16 protein-coding genes and 1 pseudogene are annotated in these 15398 nt (G+C 74.0%); 16 read left to right on the plus strand and 1 reads right to left on the minus strand.

The window, feature by feature from the left end; translation table 11 throughout:
* Positions 1 to 20: 20 nt before the first annotated feature.
* The 16 genes from EMA09_RS21945 to EMA09_RS22020 all read left to right on the plus strand — a co-directional run bounded on the left by EMA09_RS21945 (position 21) and on the right by EMA09_RS22020 (position 14533).
* Positions 21 to 2495, plus strand: a complete 2475-nt coding sequence (locus tag EMA09_RS21945) for a [protein-PII] uridylyltransferase (protein ID WP_129842701.1) — start codon at positions 21 to 23, stop codon at positions 2493 to 2495.
* A 76-nt stretch (positions 2496 to 2571) separates the two neighbouring features.
* Entirely contained in the window at positions 2572 to 4083 is a 1512-nt protein-coding gene (gene ffh / locus EMA09_RS21950; protein ID WP_129842702.1) for a signal recognition particle protein, read from the plus strand.
* Positions 4084 to 4183: 100 nt separating this feature from the next.
* Positions 4184 to 5599, plus strand: a complete 1416-nt coding sequence (gene proS / locus EMA09_RS21955; RefSeq protein ID WP_129842703.1) for a proline--tRNA ligase — start codon at positions 4184 to 4186, stop codon at positions 5597 to 5599.
* 148 nt (positions 5600 to 5747) lie between these two features.
* The gene (locus EMA09_RS21960; RefSeq protein WP_129842704.1) at positions 5748 to 6347 is read left to right on the plus strand and encodes a hypothetical protein; all 600 of its coding nucleotides are present in this window, start codon (positions 5748 to 5750) and stop codon (positions 6345 to 6347) included.
* A gap of 149 nt (positions 6348 to 6496) precedes the next feature.
* Entirely contained in the window at positions 6497 to 6931 is a 435-nt protein-coding gene (gene rpsP / locus EMA09_RS21965) for a 30S ribosomal protein S16 (protein WP_129842705.1), read from the plus strand.
* Between the two features lies 1 nt (position 6932).
* Positions 6933 to 7172, plus strand: coding sequence for an RNA-binding protein (locus tag EMA09_RS21970; protein WP_129842706.1), 240 nt, complete (start codon positions 6933 to 6935; stop codon positions 7170 to 7172).
* Between the two features lie 116 nt (positions 7173 to 7288).
* Positions 7289 to 7819, plus strand: coding sequence for a ribosome maturation factor RimM (rimM, locus tag EMA09_RS21975; RefSeq protein ID WP_129844188.1), 531 nt, complete (start codon positions 7289 to 7291; stop codon positions 7817 to 7819).
* The gene (trmD, locus tag EMA09_RS21980) at positions 7816 to 8637 is read left to right on the plus strand and encodes a tRNA (guanosine(37)-N1)-methyltransferase TrmD (RefSeq protein WP_129842707.1); all 822 of its coding nucleotides are present in this window, start codon (positions 7816 to 7818) and stop codon (positions 8635 to 8637) included. The genes rimM and trmD overlap by 4 nt, the downstream gene beginning before the upstream one ends.
* A 140-nt stretch (positions 8638 to 8777) precedes the next feature.
* Positions 8778 to 9125, plus strand: a complete 348-nt coding sequence (gene rplS / locus EMA09_RS21985) for a 50S ribosomal protein L19 (RefSeq protein ID WP_129842708.1) — start codon at positions 8778 to 8780, stop codon at positions 9123 to 9125.
* An 84-nt stretch (positions 9126 to 9209) separates the two neighbouring features.
* Entirely contained in the window at positions 9210 to 9863 is a 654-nt protein-coding gene (gene lepB, locus EMA09_RS21990; RefSeq protein WP_240796709.1) for a signal peptidase I, read from the plus strand.
* Positions 9856 to 11022, plus strand: a complete 1167-nt coding sequence (lepB, locus tag EMA09_RS21995) for a signal peptidase I (protein WP_168220781.1) — start codon at positions 9856 to 9858, stop codon at positions 11020 to 11022. The genes lepB (EMA09_RS21990) and lepB (EMA09_RS21995) overlap by 8 nt, the downstream gene beginning before the upstream one ends.
* A complete protein-coding gene (lepB, locus tag EMA09_RS22000) occupies positions 11000 to 11995 on the plus strand; it encodes a signal peptidase I (protein ID WP_168220782.1) in 996 nt (331 codons plus the stop codon). Before lepB (EMA09_RS21995) ends, lepB (EMA09_RS22000) begins: the two co-directional genes overlap by 23 nt.
* Positions 11996 to 12058: 63 nt before the next feature.
* Entirely contained in the window at positions 12059 to 12823 is a 765-nt protein-coding gene (lepB, locus tag EMA09_RS22005) for a signal peptidase I (protein WP_129842711.1), read from the plus strand.
* 13 nt (positions 12824 to 12836) lie between these two features.
* A complete protein-coding gene (locus EMA09_RS22010; RefSeq protein ID WP_129842712.1) occupies positions 12837 to 13172 on the plus strand; it encodes a DUF2469 domain-containing protein in 336 nt (111 codons plus the stop codon).
* A 110-nt stretch (positions 13173 to 13282) separates the two neighbouring features.
* Entirely contained in the window at positions 13283 to 13879 is a 597-nt protein-coding gene (locus EMA09_RS22015; RefSeq protein ID WP_129842713.1) for a M23 family metallopeptidase, read from the plus strand.
* Between the two features lie 12 nt (positions 13880 to 13891).
* The gene (locus EMA09_RS22020) at positions 13892 to 14533 is read left to right on the plus strand and encodes a class I SAM-dependent methyltransferase (protein ID WP_129842714.1); all 642 of its coding nucleotides are present in this window, start codon (positions 13892 to 13894) and stop codon (positions 14531 to 14533) included.
* A gap of 10 nt (positions 14534 to 14543) precedes the next feature.
* Here EMA09_RS22020 and whiG read toward each other — a convergent pair.
* A pseudogene (whiG, locus tag EMA09_RS22025) lies at positions 14544 to 15385 on the minus strand (RNA polymerase sigma factor WhiG).
* Between the last annotated feature and the right edge of the window lie 13 nt (positions 15386 to 15398).

Consider the following 15398-nt stretch of genomic DNA (forward strand, 5'->3'; position numbering starts at 1 on the left):
CCACGGAAGAACGGGACCGCATGACGGCGGAGACCACACCGGCCGGCGGCGGCTACGCGGCCGACCGCCTGCGCCTCCTCACCGAGGACCCCCGCACCGGGCACGCCCGCCGCACGGCCCTCGCACGGCTCACCGACACCTGGCTCGCCGCCCTCTTCGCCGGCGCCCCCCGCACCGGCCGCGCGGCGCTCGTCGCCGTCGGCGGCTACGGCCGCGGCGAGCTGTCCCCCCGCAGCGACCTCGACCTCCTGCTGCTGCACGACGGCACCGGCGCGGAGGTCGCCGCCCTCGCCGCCCTCGCCGACCACCTGTGGTACCCCGTCTGGGACCTCGGCATCGCCCTCGACCACTCCGTGCGCACCCTCGCCGAGGCCCACGCCGCCGCGGCCGACGACCTCAAGGTCCACCTCGGACTCCTCGACGCCCGGCACATCGCCGGCGACGCGTCCCTCACCGCCGAGCTGCGCACCGCCGTCCTCGCCCAGTGGCGCGCCCAGGCGCCCGCGCGCCTCCCCGAACTCCGCGCGGCGCTCGGCGACCGCGCCGAGCGCCACGGCGAGCTGCCGTTCCTCCTCGAACCCGACCTCAAGGAGGCACGCGGCGGGCTGCGCGACGCCACCGCGCTGCGCGCCGTCGCCGCCTCCTGGATCGCCGACGCCCCGCGCCAGGGACTCGACGCCGCCCGCACCACCCTGCTCGATGTCCGCGACGCCCTCCACCTCGCCACCGGACGCGCCACCGACCGCCTCGCCCTGGAGGACCAGGAACAGGTGGCGGGGGACCTCGGGCTGCCCGACGCCGACGCCCTCCTGCGGCGCGTGTACGAGGCGGGCCGCACCGTCTCCTATGCCTCCGACGTCACCTGGCGCGAGGTCGGCCGCGTCCTGCGCGCCCGCTCCGCGCGCCGCGGGCTGCGCACCCTGCTCGGCCCGCGGACCGCCCGCCGCCCCGCGGCCGAGCGCGTGCCGCTCGCCGACGGCGTCGTCGAGCAGGAGGGCGAGGTCGTCCTCGCCCGGACGGCCAGGCCCGACCGCGATCCCGTCCTGCCGCTCCGCGCCGCCGCGGCGGCCGCCGGCGCGGGCCTGCCCCTCGCCCTGCCCGCCGTCCACGCGCTCGCCGCGGCCGGCGCCCGGCTGCCCGTGCCGTGGCCCGCCGAGGCGCGGGAGGCGTTCCTCACGCTGCTGGGCGCGGGCCCCGGCACCGTACCCGTCTGGGAGGCCCTGGAGGCCGCGGGGCTCATCACCCGGTTCCTCCCCGACTGGGAGCACGTCCGCTGGCGCCCCCAGCGCAACCCCGTCCACCGCTGGACCGTCGACCGCCACCTCGTGGAGACGGCCGTGCGCGCCGCCGCCCTGACCCGCCGCGTCGGCCGCCCCGACCTCCTCCTCGCCGCCGCCCTGCTCCACGACATCGGCAAGGGCAGGCCCGGCGACCACAGCACCGCCGGCGCCGCGATCGCCCGCGGCATGGCCGCCCGCATGGGCTTCGGCCCCGCCGACGCCGACACCCTCGCCACGCTCGTACGCCACCACCTGCTGCTGGTCGACACCGCCACCCGCCGCGACCTCGACGACCCCGCCACCGTCGCCCTCGTCGCCGACGCCGTCGGCGACACGGGCACCCTGGAACTCCTCCACGCCCTCACCGAGGCCGACGCCCTCGCCACCGGACCCGCGGCCTGGTCCGGCTGGCGCGCCTCCCTCGTCGACGACCTCGTCGTCAGGACCGCCGCCACCCTGGGCGACGGCGCGCCCGCCGACCCCGCGCCGGGCCGGGCCACGGTCGCCGCCGAACGGCTCGCCGTCGAGGCCGTACGCACCGGCGCGCCCGTCCTCGCCCTCACCCCGCGCCCCGAGCGCCCCGCCGGCACGGACGGCGCCGCTGACGGGGCGGCCGTCCCCGACGAGCCGGAACCCCTCGGCGTCGAACTCCTCGTCGCGCTCCCCGACCGCCCCGGTGTCCTGCCCGCCATGGCCGGGGTCCTCGCCCTCCACCGCCTCACCGTCCGCTCCGCCGAACTCCGCGCCATCGACCCCACAGGAGGCGGCACCGTCCTCGTCCTCGACTGGCGCGTCGCCGCCGAGTACGGCTCGCTGCCCCGTGCCGAACGGCTGCGCGCCGACCTCGTCCGCGCCCTGGACGGCTCCCTCGACATCGCCGCGCGCCTCGGCGAGCGGGAGGCCGCGTACCGCCGCCCGCGCCGCCTGCCGCCCGCGCCCCCGCCGCGCGTGACCGTCGCCCCCCTCGGCTCCCGCCTCGCGACCGTCCTCGAAGTCCGCGCGCGGGACGCCCCCGGCCTGCTGCACCGCATCGGCCAGGCCCTGGAGACCGCGGGCGCCACCGTGCGCAGCGCGCACGTCAGCACCCTGGGCGGGAACGCCGTCGACGCCTTCTACATCACGGCACCGGACGGCGCGCCCCTGCCCCCGGCGGCGGCGACCCGGCTCGCCAGGACCGTCGAGGAGGCCCTGGCGGACCCCGCGCCCGCGGGCTGACCGTCCGGTGGCCGTGCGGATAGGCTGGAGGGCACCGTTCCCCCGACCGTCCTACGCGTAAGGAACAGTCAGCCCCGTGTTCGACACTCTCTCCGACCGCCTTGCGGCGACGTTCAAGAACCTCCGCGGCAAAGGCCGTCTGAGCGAGGCGGACATCGACGCCACCGCGCGCGAGATCCGGATCGCGCTGCTGGAGGCGGACGTCGCGCTGCCGGTCGTCCGCGCGTTCATCAAGCAGGTCAAGGAGCGGGCGCTCGGGACCGAGGTCTCCCGCGCCCTCAACCCGGCCCAGCAGGTCATCAAGATCGTCAACGAGGAGCTGGTCGGCATCCTCGGCGGCGAGACGCGGCGCCTGCGGTTCGCCAAGAACCCGCCGACCGTCATCATGCTCGCCGGCCTCCAGGGCGCGGGCAAGACGACGCTCGCCGGCAAGCTCGGCCGCTGGCTCAAGGGCCAGGGCCACACCCCGCTGCTGGTCGCCTGCGACCTGCAGCGCCCCAACGCGGTGAACCAGCTCTCGGTCGTCGCCGAGCGCGCCGGGGTCGCCGTCTTCGCCCCCGAACCGGGCAACGGCGTCGGCGACCCGGTCAAGGTCGCCGAGGACTCGATCACCCACGCCCGTGACAAGCAGTACGACGTGGTCGTCGTCGACACCGCGGGCCGCCTCGGCATCGACGAGGAACTGATGCGCCAGGCCGCCGACATCCGCGACGCGGTGCGGCCCGACGAGGTCCTGTTCGTCGTGGACGCCATGATCGGCCAGGACGCCGTGACGACGGCCGAGGCGTTCCGCGACGGTGTGGGCTTCGACGGGGTCGTGCTCTCCAAGCTCGACGGCGACGCGCGTGGCGGCGCGGCCCTGTCCATCGCGCAGGTCACCGGCCGCCAGATCATGTTCGCCTCCAACGGCGAGAAGCTGGACGAGTTCGACGCGTTCCACCCCGACCGGATGGCGTCCCGCATCCTCGGCATGGGCGACGTCCTCAGCCTCATCGAGCAGGCCGAGCGCACCTTCAGCCAGGAGGAGGCCGAGGCGCTCGCCGGCAAGCTGGCCAAGGGGCCGAAGGAGTTCACGCTCGACGACTTCCTGTCCCAGATGGAGCAGGTCCGCAAGATGGGCTCCCTGTCCAAGCTGCTCGGCATGATGCCGGGCATGGGGCAGATGCGCGAGCAGATCAACAACCTCGACGAGCGCGAGGTCGACCGGACCGCCGCGATCATCAAGTCGATGACCCCGGGCGAGCGCGCCGACCCGAAGATCATCAACGGCTCGCGGCGCGCCCGTATCGCACGGGGCTCCGGTGTGGACGTCTCGGCGGTCAAGGGCCTGGTCGAGCGGTTCTTCGAGGCCCGCAAGATGATGTCCCGCATGGCCCAGGGCGGCGGCATGCCCGGCATGCCTGGCATCCCCGGGATGGGCGGCGGCCGGCGCAAGGGTGGCAAGCAGCAGGCGAAGCGCGGCAAGGGCGCCCGGCGCTCGGGCAACCCGATGAAGCGCCGCGAGGAGGACCAGCGCCGCTCCGACGGCGCCGCGGGCACGGACCCGGCGGACTTCGAACTGCCCAAGGAGTTCCGCGACATGCTGTGACGGCGGCGTGGCGGGCGCCCGGGGTCCGTACCGGCTCCGCGCGCCCGCCGCACGCAAACCGATTCACGTTCGGCCCGCCGTGTTCCGTACGATGTCGCGCATGGCAAAGGCTCCCGTACTCACACCCCAGGCGGATGACTTCCCGCGCTGGTACCAGGACGTAGTCAGCAAGGCCGAGCTGGCCGAGGGCGGCCCGGTGCGCGGCACCATGGTCATCCGACCGTACGGCTACGGGCTGTGGGAGCGGATGCAGGCCGAGATGGACGCCCGCATCAAGGCCGCCGGCGCGCGCAACGCGTATTTCCCCCTGCTCATCCCCCAGTCGTTCATGACCAAGGAGGCCGAGCACGTCGAGGGCTTCGCGCCCGAGCTCGCGGTCGTGACCCACGGGGGCGGCAAGCAGTTGGAGGAGGCCGCCGTGGTGCGGCCCACCTCCGAGATGGTCATCAACGCGTCCTTCGCCCGCTGGGTGCAGAGCTACCGCGACCTCCCGCTGCTGATCAACCAGTGGGCGAACGTCGTCCGCTGGGAGATGCGGCCGCGCGTCTTCCTGCGGACCACCGAGTTCCTCTGGCAGGAGGGGCACACCGCGCACGCCACGTACGAGGACGCCCGCGACTACGCGTCCCGCATCCACCGCGAGGTCTACGCCGACTTCATGGTGAACGTCCTCGCCATGGACGTCGTGCTCGGCGCCAAGTCGCCCTCCGAGCGGTTCGCCGGCGCGATCAACACCCGCACGCTCGAAGCGATGATGGGTGACGGCAAGGCCCTCCAGATGGGCACGAGCCACGAGCTCGGCCAGAACTTCGCCCGCGCCTTCGACACCCGCTACCTGTCCAAGGACGGCAATCGCGAGCTGGTCTGGCAGACCTCCTGGGGCACGTCGACCCGCATGGTCGGCGGCCTCATCATGTCCCACGGCGACGACAACGGCCTGCGCATCCCGCCGCGCCTCGCGCCCGTGCAGGCCGTCGTCCTCGCCATCAAGGACGACCCGGAGGTCCTGGCGAAGGTCCACGAGATCGGCGCCGCGCTCACGGCCGCCGGCGTCCGCGTCGAGGTGGACGACCGCACCGACACCCCGTTCGGACGCCGCGCCGTGGACTGGGAGCTGAAGGGCGTCCCCGCGCGCGTCGAGGTCGGCCCGCGCGACGTGGCCGCGGGCAACGCCGTCCTCGTCCGCCGCATCCCCGGCGGCAAGGAGTCCGTCTCCATCGAGTCGCTGCCCCGGCTGCTGCCCGGCCTCCTGGAGGAGGACCAGGCCCTGCTGCTGCGCCAGTCCCGCGAGCGCCGCGAGGCCCGCACGAGCGATGTGGCGACCCTGGAGGAGGCCGTCGAGGCCGCCCGCGCCGGCGGGTGGGCGCGGGTGCCGTGGTCGCTGGTCGGCGCCGACGGCGAGGCGCGGCTCGCGCAGGACGCGGTGTCGGTGCGCTGCCTGGTCGGGGAGGACGGGTCCGTCCCCGAGACGGAGGACCAGCCGGGCCTCCTGGCGGTCGTCGGCCGGGCGTACTGAGGCGCACGGAGGCGTACGGAAGGCCCGCGCGGCGCGCCCGCGCGGGCCGGTCCCGCGGCCACCGGAGAGACCAACTGACCGGTAAGTGCAAATTCGTGGACTTGACCCGGAATCGGAACACCCCGGGGATCTCGCTCGTTAGGTAGACGTGAGCACGACACCACCAGTTCTCGCCGCCGAGCTGGCACACGCGTGGGCCGACATTCAACGGCACCACCCGGAGCTGCCGGACCTGGCCGCACCAGAATCCCTGATCGGAGAGTCGTCGTCCGCCTGCGGCTCCGAGCTCTCCTTCGAACGGCTCCTGCACGAGGCCGTGCACGGCATCGCCGCCGCCCGGGGTGTCCGCGACACCTCGCGCGCCGGCCGCTACCACAACCGCCGTTTCCTCGCGATCGCCGAGGAGCTGGGGCTCGAGCACGTGGAGGACCCCCACCCCAGCAGCGGTTTCTCCCTCGTCGCCATGACGCCGGAGACCCGCCGCAGGTACCGGCCCACGGCCGAGCGGCTGGCCCGTGCCCTCAAGGCGCACAACGCCGCCACCGCCACCGACACCAAGCGCAGCTTCCGCGGTCCCGCCGCGCGGCACGGCTCCTCGGGCGGCGGTGTCCGCGTCAAGGCCGTCTGCGAGTGCGGGCGCAACGTCCGCGTCGTCCCGTCGGTCCTGGCCCAGGCGCCCATCGTCTGCGGTGCCTGCAAGAAGCCCTTCCAGATCGTCGAGGCCATGGCCGCCGCCGCACCGCACTGACGGCCTGTGGCACAATGGGCGGCTGAACTCGGCAGTCGCACAGGACCCTCTCTCCTCCGGCTGGCGCGTCCATCGGGCCCGCGGCGCCGCACCCCCACGCGGAGACCGGCTGAGGCCCATCACGTCAACACGCAGGAGACACCACACCCGTGGCCGTCAAGATCAAGCTGAAGCGACTGGGCAAGATCCGGTCGCCGCACTACCGCATCGTCGTCGCCGACTCCCGCACCCGCCGGGACGGCCGCGCCATCGAGGAGCTGGGCCTGTACCACCCGGTGCAGAACCCGTCGCGCATCGAGGTCGACTCGGAGCGCGTGCAGTACTGGCTCGGCGTCGGCGCGCAGCCGACCGAGCCGGTTCTCGCCATCCTCAAGGCCACCGGCGACTGGCAGAAGTTCAAGGGCCTGCCGGCGCCGCCGCCGCTGCAGGTCCCCGAGGCCAAGCCGGACAAGCGTGCTCTCTTCGAGGCCGCCGCCAAGGCGACCGACGGCGAGGCGCGTGGCGAGGCCATCACGCCCAAGAAGAAGGCCGAGAAGAAGGCCGACGCCGAGGCCGAGGCCCCGGCCGGGTCGTCCGAGGGCTGAGATGCTCGAAGAGGCCCTGGAACACCTGGTGAAGGGCATCGTCGACCATCCCGATGAGGTCCAGGTCGCCTCCCGCACCCTGCGGCGCGGGCGCACGCTCGAAGTCCGGGTGCACCCCGACGACCTCGGCAAGGTGATCGGCCGCAACGGTCGCACCGCCCGGTCGCTGCGCACCGTCGTGGGCGCGCTCGGCGGAAAGGGCATCCGCGTCGACCTCGTCGACGCGGACGAGATCCGCTGAGGGCGCGAAGGCGTCGCACGAAGGGCCGGGGGCGGCTACCGCCCCCGGCCCTTCGTGCTCCCCGCCGGCCCCATCCCTACGAGCCCCCCATGACTTTCGAGAACGGGACAGCACACGTGGAACTCGTCGTCGCGCGCATCGGCCGCGCCCACGGCATCAGGGGCGAGGTGTCCGTCGAGGTACGCACCGACGAGCCCGAGCTCAGGCTCGCCCCCGGCGCCGTGCTCGCCACCGACCCGCCCGCCGCCGGACCGCTGACCATCGAGGCCGGCCGGGTCCACAGCGGCCGGCTGCTGCTGCGCTTCGCGGGCGTCCACGACCGCACGGCCGCCGAGGCCCTGCGCAACACACTCCTGCTCGCCGAGGTCGATCCGGACGAACTCCCGGACGACCCGGAGGAGTTCTACGACCACCAGCTCGTCGGCCTGCGGGCCGTCACGACGGAGGGCGAGGAGATCGGCACGGTGAGCGAGGTCGCGCACCTGCCGTCCCAGGACCTGCTGATCGTCGCCCGGCCGGACGGCGGCGAGGCGATGATCCCGTTCGTGTCCGAGATCGTCCCCGAGGTGGACGTCACCGAGGGGCAGCTCGTCGTCACCCCGCCGCCCGGCCTGCTCGACACCGCCGCGGACGGGGAGCCGGCGTGAGGATCGACGTCGTCACGATCTTCCCCGAGTACCTGGAGCCGCTGAACGTCTCCCTCGTCGGCAAGGCGCGCGCCCGCGGGCAGCTCGACGTCCGCCTCCACGACCTCCGCGACTGGACCCACGACCGCCACCGCACCGTGGACGACACCCCCTACGGCGGCGGCCCCGGCATGGTGATGAAGCCCGAGCCGTGGGGCGAGGCACTGGACGCGGTGCTCGCCGCCGGACCGTCCGCCGGGGACGGGGCGCCGGTCCTCGTCGTGCCCACGCCGAGCGGGCGGCCGTTCACCCAGGAGCTGGCCGTCGAGCTGGCCGCCCGCCCCTGGCTGATCTTCACGCCCGCACGCTACGAGGGCATCGACCGCCGCGTCATCGACGACTACGCCGAGCGCCTCGACGTGCGCGAGGTGTCCATCGGCGACTACGTCCTCGCGGGCGGGGAGGCGCCGGTGCTCGTCATGGTCGAGGCCGTCGCCCGGCTCCTGCCCGGTGTCCTCGGGAACGCCGAGTCCCACCGTGACGACTCGTTCGCGCCCGGCGCGATGGCCGGACTGCTGGAGGGGCCGGTCTACACGAAGCCCCCCGAGTGGCGCGGCCGCGCGGTGCCCGAGGTCCTGATCAGCGGCCACCACGGCAGGATCGGCCGCTGGCGCCGCGACGAGGCGCTGCGCCGGACCAGCACCCACCGGCCCGATCTCGTCGAGCGGTGCGACCCGGCAGCCCTCGACAAGCGTGATCTGGCGACGCTCGCCGAGCTCGGCTGGGAGCCGGGTCCCGACGGCCGATTTGGGCGGGCGTCGCGGCCCGTGGAAGAATAGGCGGTCGGCCCACCTCCTCCCGTGCGGCGCGCGCCCCTGCCACAGGGGGAACGCCGCCCGCCGACGGGACCGGGCCGTCGCACCGCACCCATCAACGTTCCGCCGATGACCTGTGGCATCGGCGAAGAGAGCAGCAGGTCATGAACCTCCTCGACAGTGTCGACTCCGCGTCCCTGCGGGACGACGTCCCCGCCTTCCGGCCCGGCGACACGGTCAACGTGCACGTCCGCGTCATCGAGGGCAACCGCTCCCGTGTCCAGCAGTTCAAGGGCGTCGTCATCCGCCGCCAGGGCTCGGGCGTCCGGGAGACCTTCACCGTCCGCAAGGTCAGCTTCGGTGTCGGCGTCGAGCGCACCTTCCCCGTGCACACGCCGGTCGTGGAGAAGATCGAGGTCGTCACGCGCGGCGCCGTCCGCCGCGCGAAGCTGTACTACCTGCGCAACCTGCGCGGCAAGGCGGCCAAGATCAAGGAGAAGCGCGAGAACTGAGGCGTCCGTGCCGCCGGTTACCATCACGGCGTGACGGAAACCGACGCAGGACCTCCGGAGCGCGACTCCGCCCCCTCCTCCCCGGTGAGCAGGTGGCGGGTGTCGCGCTCCACGCGTCTGTGGGGGGCCGTGGTCCTCGGCGCGGTGGTGCTGACCTGGATCGTCAGCGCGTGGGTGGTGCAGCCGTTCCGCATCCCCAGCGGTTCGATGGAGGGCACCCTGCGGGTCGGCGACCGCGTCTTCGTCAACAAGCTGGCGTACGACTTCGGCTCGCCCGTGCGGCGGGGGGACGTGATCGTGTTCGACGGGGCGGGGTCGTTCGTCGCCGAGTCCGCCGCCGAGGACCGGAACCCCGTCACCGCCCTGCTGCACGGCGCGGCGGCGGCCGTCGGGCTCGCCGAACCCGAGGAGACCGACTTCGTGAAGCGGGTCATCGGCGTCGGTGGCGACCATGTGCGGTGCTGCGACGAGCAGGGCCGGATCGAGGTGAACGGCGAGCCGCTGGACGAGCCGTACCTCTATCCGGGGGACGCGCCGTCCGAGGTGGGATTCGACATCGAGGTGCCGGAGGGCCGGCTGTGGGTGATGGGTGACCACCGCTCCGACTCGGCCGACTCCCGCCAGTACCTGGGGTCGCCCGGCGGCGGGACCGTTCCCGTGGACCGGGTGATCGGGCGGGTCGAGTGGATCGGCTGGCCGCTGGGCCGCTTCGGCTCGGTGGGGTCGGGCGATGGGTGAGCACGGCGGCGGCGCACGGCGTGCCCACCGGCGGCGGGCGGCCCCGGCGCCGGTGGGCGACCGAGGGGCGGGCGCGGCCGGCTCCGGCGGCGGGGAGCCGCGGCCGACGCTGCGCGGCCCGGGGCAGGGCCGTGCCGACCGGCGGCGGGCGGCGAAGCGGATCCGACGTCGCCGGCGGTTCCGGGCCGGCCGGGAGGTGCCCCTGCTGATAGGTCTCGCGCTGCTGATCGCGGTGGTGCTGAAGACGTTCCTCGTGCAGGCGTTCGTCATCCCGTCCGGATCGATGGAGCAGACGATCCGGGTGAACGACCGGGTGCTCGTCGACAAGCTCTCGCCGTGGTTCGGCTGGCAGCCGGAGCGTGGCGACGTCGTCGTGTTCCGCGATCCCGGCGGGTGGCTGCGCCAGGAGCCCGACACGGGCGGGGACGGCGGGCCGGTGGGCATCCGGCAGATCAAGGCGGCCCTGTCGAGCATCGGGCTGCTGCCCTCCGCGAACGACCAGGACCTCATCAAGCGGGTCGTCGGCGTCGGCGGTGACACGGTCGCGTGCTGCGACGAGGCGGGCCGCATCACGGTGAACGGGGTCGGGCTCGACGAGCCGTACCTCTACCCGGGGAACCCGCCCTCGCGCATCGAGTTCGAGGTGACGGTGCCCGAGGGGCGGATCTTCGTCCTCGGGGACCACCGGTCGAACTCGGCGGATTCCCGGTATCACCTGGAGGACGAGGGGCACGGTACGGTACCGGAGGACCTCCTCGTGGGCCGGGCGCTCTTCATCGCGTGGCCCGTCTCGCACTGGAGCGGGCTGGGTGACACCGAGCCGTTCGCGGCGGTGCCCGAGCCGGGCGGTGACGCGTCGGCCGGCCCGGGAGCGGGGAGGGATCGCCAGGAAATGGCGCCCTTCCCGATGCCTGTGGAACTCCCGGTCGTTATGGGAGTGGTGGGCCTGTCGCGGAGGCGGCGCGGGCCGAGGCCGAGCGTGAGGAGCGGATGTGGGGGATGTGGCGGTGGGTGCACGTGCCAATGGCGACGAGCCGGGGGACCGGTGGACGGCGCACGGCGGCGGAGCGCCCGACGAGGAATCCTCCCGTCCGGACGGCGGGTGGCAGGCCGGTGGTTCCGGCGGGCCGGCCGGGGTGGGGGAGAGCCCCGCGGGTGACGGGCCGCCCGGCACGGCGCCGGGATCCGGCGTCCCCGCAGCGGCGCCCGACGATGCCGCGGCGCCCGGTGCTGGCGGCGGCTCCGGCGGTGACGCCGGTGGTGGCGAGGGCGACGGTGACGGGGGTGGCGACGGCGCTGCCGGCGGGGGCCGTCGCAGGCGCAGGCGGAAGCAGCCGGCGAAGCCGCGGTCGTTCTGGAAGGAGCTGCCGCTGCTGATCGGCATCGCGATCGTGCTTGCCGTGCTGATCAAGACGTTCCTGGTGCAGGCGTTCTCCATCCCGTCCCTGTCCATGCAGGACACGCTCCAGCGCGGCGACCGGGTGCTCGTCGACAAGCTGACGCCGTGGTTCGGGTGGGAGCCCGAGCGCGGGGAGGTCGTCGTCTTCCACGACCCGGGCGGCTGGCTCGGCGACGAGGACTCCGGCGACGGCGGCTTCGGCTCGGCGCTGCGCACCGGGCTCAGCGCCATCGGGCTGATGCCGTCCGCCGAGGACCAGGACCTGATCAAGCGGGTCATCGCGGTCGGCGGCGACACGGTCGAGTGCGAGGCCGGCGGCCAGGTCATGGTCAACGGGGAGGCCATCGACGAGAGCGACTACCTCTACCCGGGCAACACCCCGTGCGACGACCAGCCCTTCGGGCCGATCACGGTCCCGGAGGGCCGGCTGTGGGTCATGGGCGACCACCGGCAGAACTCCCTCGACTCCCGCTACCACCAGAATCTGGAGGGCGGCGGCACGGTCTCGGTGGACGAGGTCGTCGGCCGTGCGATCGTCGTGGCCTGGCCGGTGAACCGGTGGAGCACCCTCCCGGTGCCCGACGGCTTCGACTCGGTGGGCGACGCGGCGGCGGCCTCGGCGCCGACGGCGCTCGGCGTCGCCGGTGCTGTCCCGCTGGTGCTGTGGCGCCGCCGCAGGGTGCTGCGCCGTGCCGCGACGGAGCCCGTGGCCGACGGGCGGGGGAGGGGCTGACCGGCGCCCCGCGATCTCGATAGGGTCGTCCCCTGACCGGCCGAACGGGGAGAGGGCGACGCGATGGGGGCACAGCCGCGCGGAAGCGGCCGGCGGGGCCGTGTCCTCTCCGGGATCGCGGCCGGGATCGGCTGCGTCCTGTTCCTCGGCGGGTTCGCCCTGGCCGCTGTGCTCTACCGGCCGTTCACGGTGCCGACCGGCTCCATGGCACCGACCGTCACCCCCGGCGACCGGGTCCTCGCGCTGCGGATCGACGGGGCGGACGTGCGGCGCGGCGACGTGGTCGTCTTCCGGGACGACACATGGGGCGAGGTGCCGATGATGAAGCGCGTCGTCGGTGTCGGCGGGGACGAGGTGGCGTGCTGCGACGCGCGTGACCGCCTCCTGGTGAACGGCGAGCCGATCGCCGAGCCGTATCTGACCTCCGCCTTCGGGATCTCATCGACCGGTTTCGACGTGGTGGTGCCCGACGGCGAGCTGTTCCTGCTCGGGGACGACCGCGCGGAATCGCTCGATTCCCGCAGCCACATCACGGACACGGAGGCCGGCACCGTCCCGCGCGACGCGGTGACCGCGCGGGTCGAGGCCACGGCGTGGCCGCCCGGGCGGATCGGGACCCTCGCCCCGGCCACGGGCTTCGCCGGGCTGCCGGGCGGCGTCTCGGGGCGCGGTCCCCTGGTGCCGCTGCTGTGGGCGGTGGTGACGGGGGCGGTGCTGATCGTCGCGGGGGCGGCGTACGGTCCGGTGGCGCGCTGGGCGGCCCGGCGGAAGGGGCGTCATGGCGTGCCGGCGGCGCCCGTGGCGCACAATGAGGGAACGCACGGCTGAAGGGGATCACGCCATGAGTGCCGAGGACCTCGAAAAGTACGAGACCGAGATGGAGCTGAAGCTCTACCGGGAGTACCGGGACGTGGTCGGCCTTTTCACGTATGTGATCGAGACCGAGCGGCGGTTCTACCTCACCAACGACTACGAGATGCAGGTGCACTCGGTGCAGGGCGAGGTGTTCTTCGAGGTGTCGATGGCGGACGCCTGGGTCTGGGACATGTACCGGCCGGCCCGGTTCGTCAAGCAGGTACGGGTCCTGACCTTCAAGGACGTCAACATCGAGGAACTGAATCGGAGCGAGCTCGACCTTCCGGAGGACTCCGGTTTCGGCGGCGGGCGGGGCGACTGACGGGGATCGCTTCACCCGTACGGGGGAGGTGGTTGTCCACAGGCGGTGGGTTGTCCACAGGAACGGTTCACCGGCCGACGCTTCCCGGCGGCTCCCGTCATGCTGACCGCATGCGTACGGTGATTGCTTCCTTCCTTTCCGTGCTGACCTGCTTGCTCCTGTCGGCCGGCGCGGCCGCGTCGCCCGATGCCCCCGCCGACGCCGGTGCCGGGGCAGGGGTACGGCTCGGCGGCTGGCCGCTGGCGGGCGCCCCCGGTGCCCGCCGCCCCGTGGTGGAGCGGCTCCACGAGCCGCCGCCCGAGCCCTGGGCCGCCGGCCACCGCGGCGTGGACCTGGCAGGCGCGGCCGGCGATCCGGTGCGTGCGGCGGGTCCCGGTCGGGTGACCTTCGCCGGGCAGGTCGCCGGCCGGGGTGTCGTCACGGTCGAGCTGGAGGACAGCGGCACCCCGCCCGTGCGCCTCACGCACGAGCCGGTGCTCCCGGCCGTCGCGGTGGGCGACGACGTGGTGACCGGCACGGTCCTCGGCGCGCTCGCGGAGGGGCCGTCCCACTGTGCGGGCCGGCCGTGCCTGCACTGGGGAGCGCTCCGTGACGACACGTACCTCGACCCGCTGTCGCTGCTGCCGCGCGAACTGCTGCGCGACGGGCCTTCGCGGCTGCTTCCCGTGACCGGTGTCCCCGTCCCCGACGCCCGCGTCCCGCTGTGACATGCTCACCCCATGACCGAGCCCGGGGGGCACGACGGCGTCCGGCGTGCCTACGACACCGTCGCCGAGGAGTACGCGGCGCGCCTCCACGACGAACTCGACGGCAAGCCCCTGGACCGGGCGCTGCTGGCCACAGTGCTGGAGCTGGCCGGCCCCGCCGGCACGGTGGCCGACCTCGGCTGCGGTCCGGGACACGTCGCGGCGTGGCTCGCCGGGCGGGGCGCACGCACGGTCGGTGTCGACCTGTCGTCCCGCATGACGACGGTGGGGCGTGCCCGGTACCCCGGTGTCGAATTCCGGCAGGGCGACCTGCTGGCGCTGCCCGCCGACGACCGTTCCTTCGACGCCGCCGTCGCCCTCTACTCGATCATCCACCTCGCACCCGCCGAGCTGCCCCGCGCCTTCGCCGAGGTACGACGGGTCCTGCGCCCCGGCGGCACGTTCCTCGTCTCGTTCCACGTCGGCGACGAGGTGCGGCACCTGGACTCCTGGTGGGGGAGGGCCGTGGACCTCGACTTCCGCTTCCTCGACCCGGCCGATGTGGCCCGGCTGCTGGGGGACGCCGGGTTCACCGTCAGGGCGCGGACGGACCGCGCGCCCGAGCCCCACGAAGCCCCGACGCACCGGGCGTACCTCCTGGCCCGCCGGGAGTGACCGGCCGCCGTCAGCCGCTGACGTCGGCGAGCTTGGCCCGCAGCTGGAGCACCGACTTGGTGTGGATCTGGCTCACCCGGCTCTCGGTCACCCCGAGGACCTCGCCGATCTCCGCCAGCGTCAGACCCTCGTAGTAGTAGAGCGTCACGACGGTCTTCTCCCGGTCGGGCAGGGTGTTGACCGCGCGGGCGAGGAGGCGGCGCAGCTCCCGGTCCTCGGCGACCTCCACCGGGTTGTCCGCGGCCGTGTCCTCCAGGGTGTCCATCAGGCTCAGCCGGTCACCGCTCTCGCCGCCGGCGTGCAGCAGCTCCTCCAGGGCGACCACGTTGGCCAGGGACAACTGACTGAAGACCGCGTGCAGTTCCTCCAGGGTGACGTCCATCTCGGCCGCCACCTCCGCCTCCGACGGCGTGCGGCGCAACGACGCCTCAAGCGTCGCGTAGGCGCGTTCGATGGCCCGAGCCTTCTGCCGCACCGACCGGGGGATCCAGTCCAGCGCCCGCAGCTCGTCGATCATCGCCCCCGGATGCGGGTGATGGCGTACGTCTCGAACTTGATGGACCGCTCCGGGTCGAACTTCTCGATCGCGTCGATCAGCCCGAACACCCCGGAGGACACGAAGTCGGCCTGCTCCACATTGGGCGGCAGCCCGACGCTCACCCGGCCCGCCACGTACTTGACCAGCGGGGAGTAGTGCAGGATGAGCTGCTCCCGCAGCCGTTCGTCCCCCGTGGTCTTGTAGGAGCGCCACAGCGCGTCGAGTGCGGTGGGCGCCGTGACAAGCGGCGCGCCGTCCGTCGCGGCCGGTGCTGCCGGAGCCGCGTGCCGTGGCCCGGTGGAGTGCTGTGGCATACGTGGTCAGGAA

It is taken from the genome of Streptomyces sp. RFCAC02, assembly GCF_004193175.1.
GTDB lineage: Bacteria > Actinomycetota > Actinomycetes > Streptomycetales > Streptomycetaceae > Streptomyces.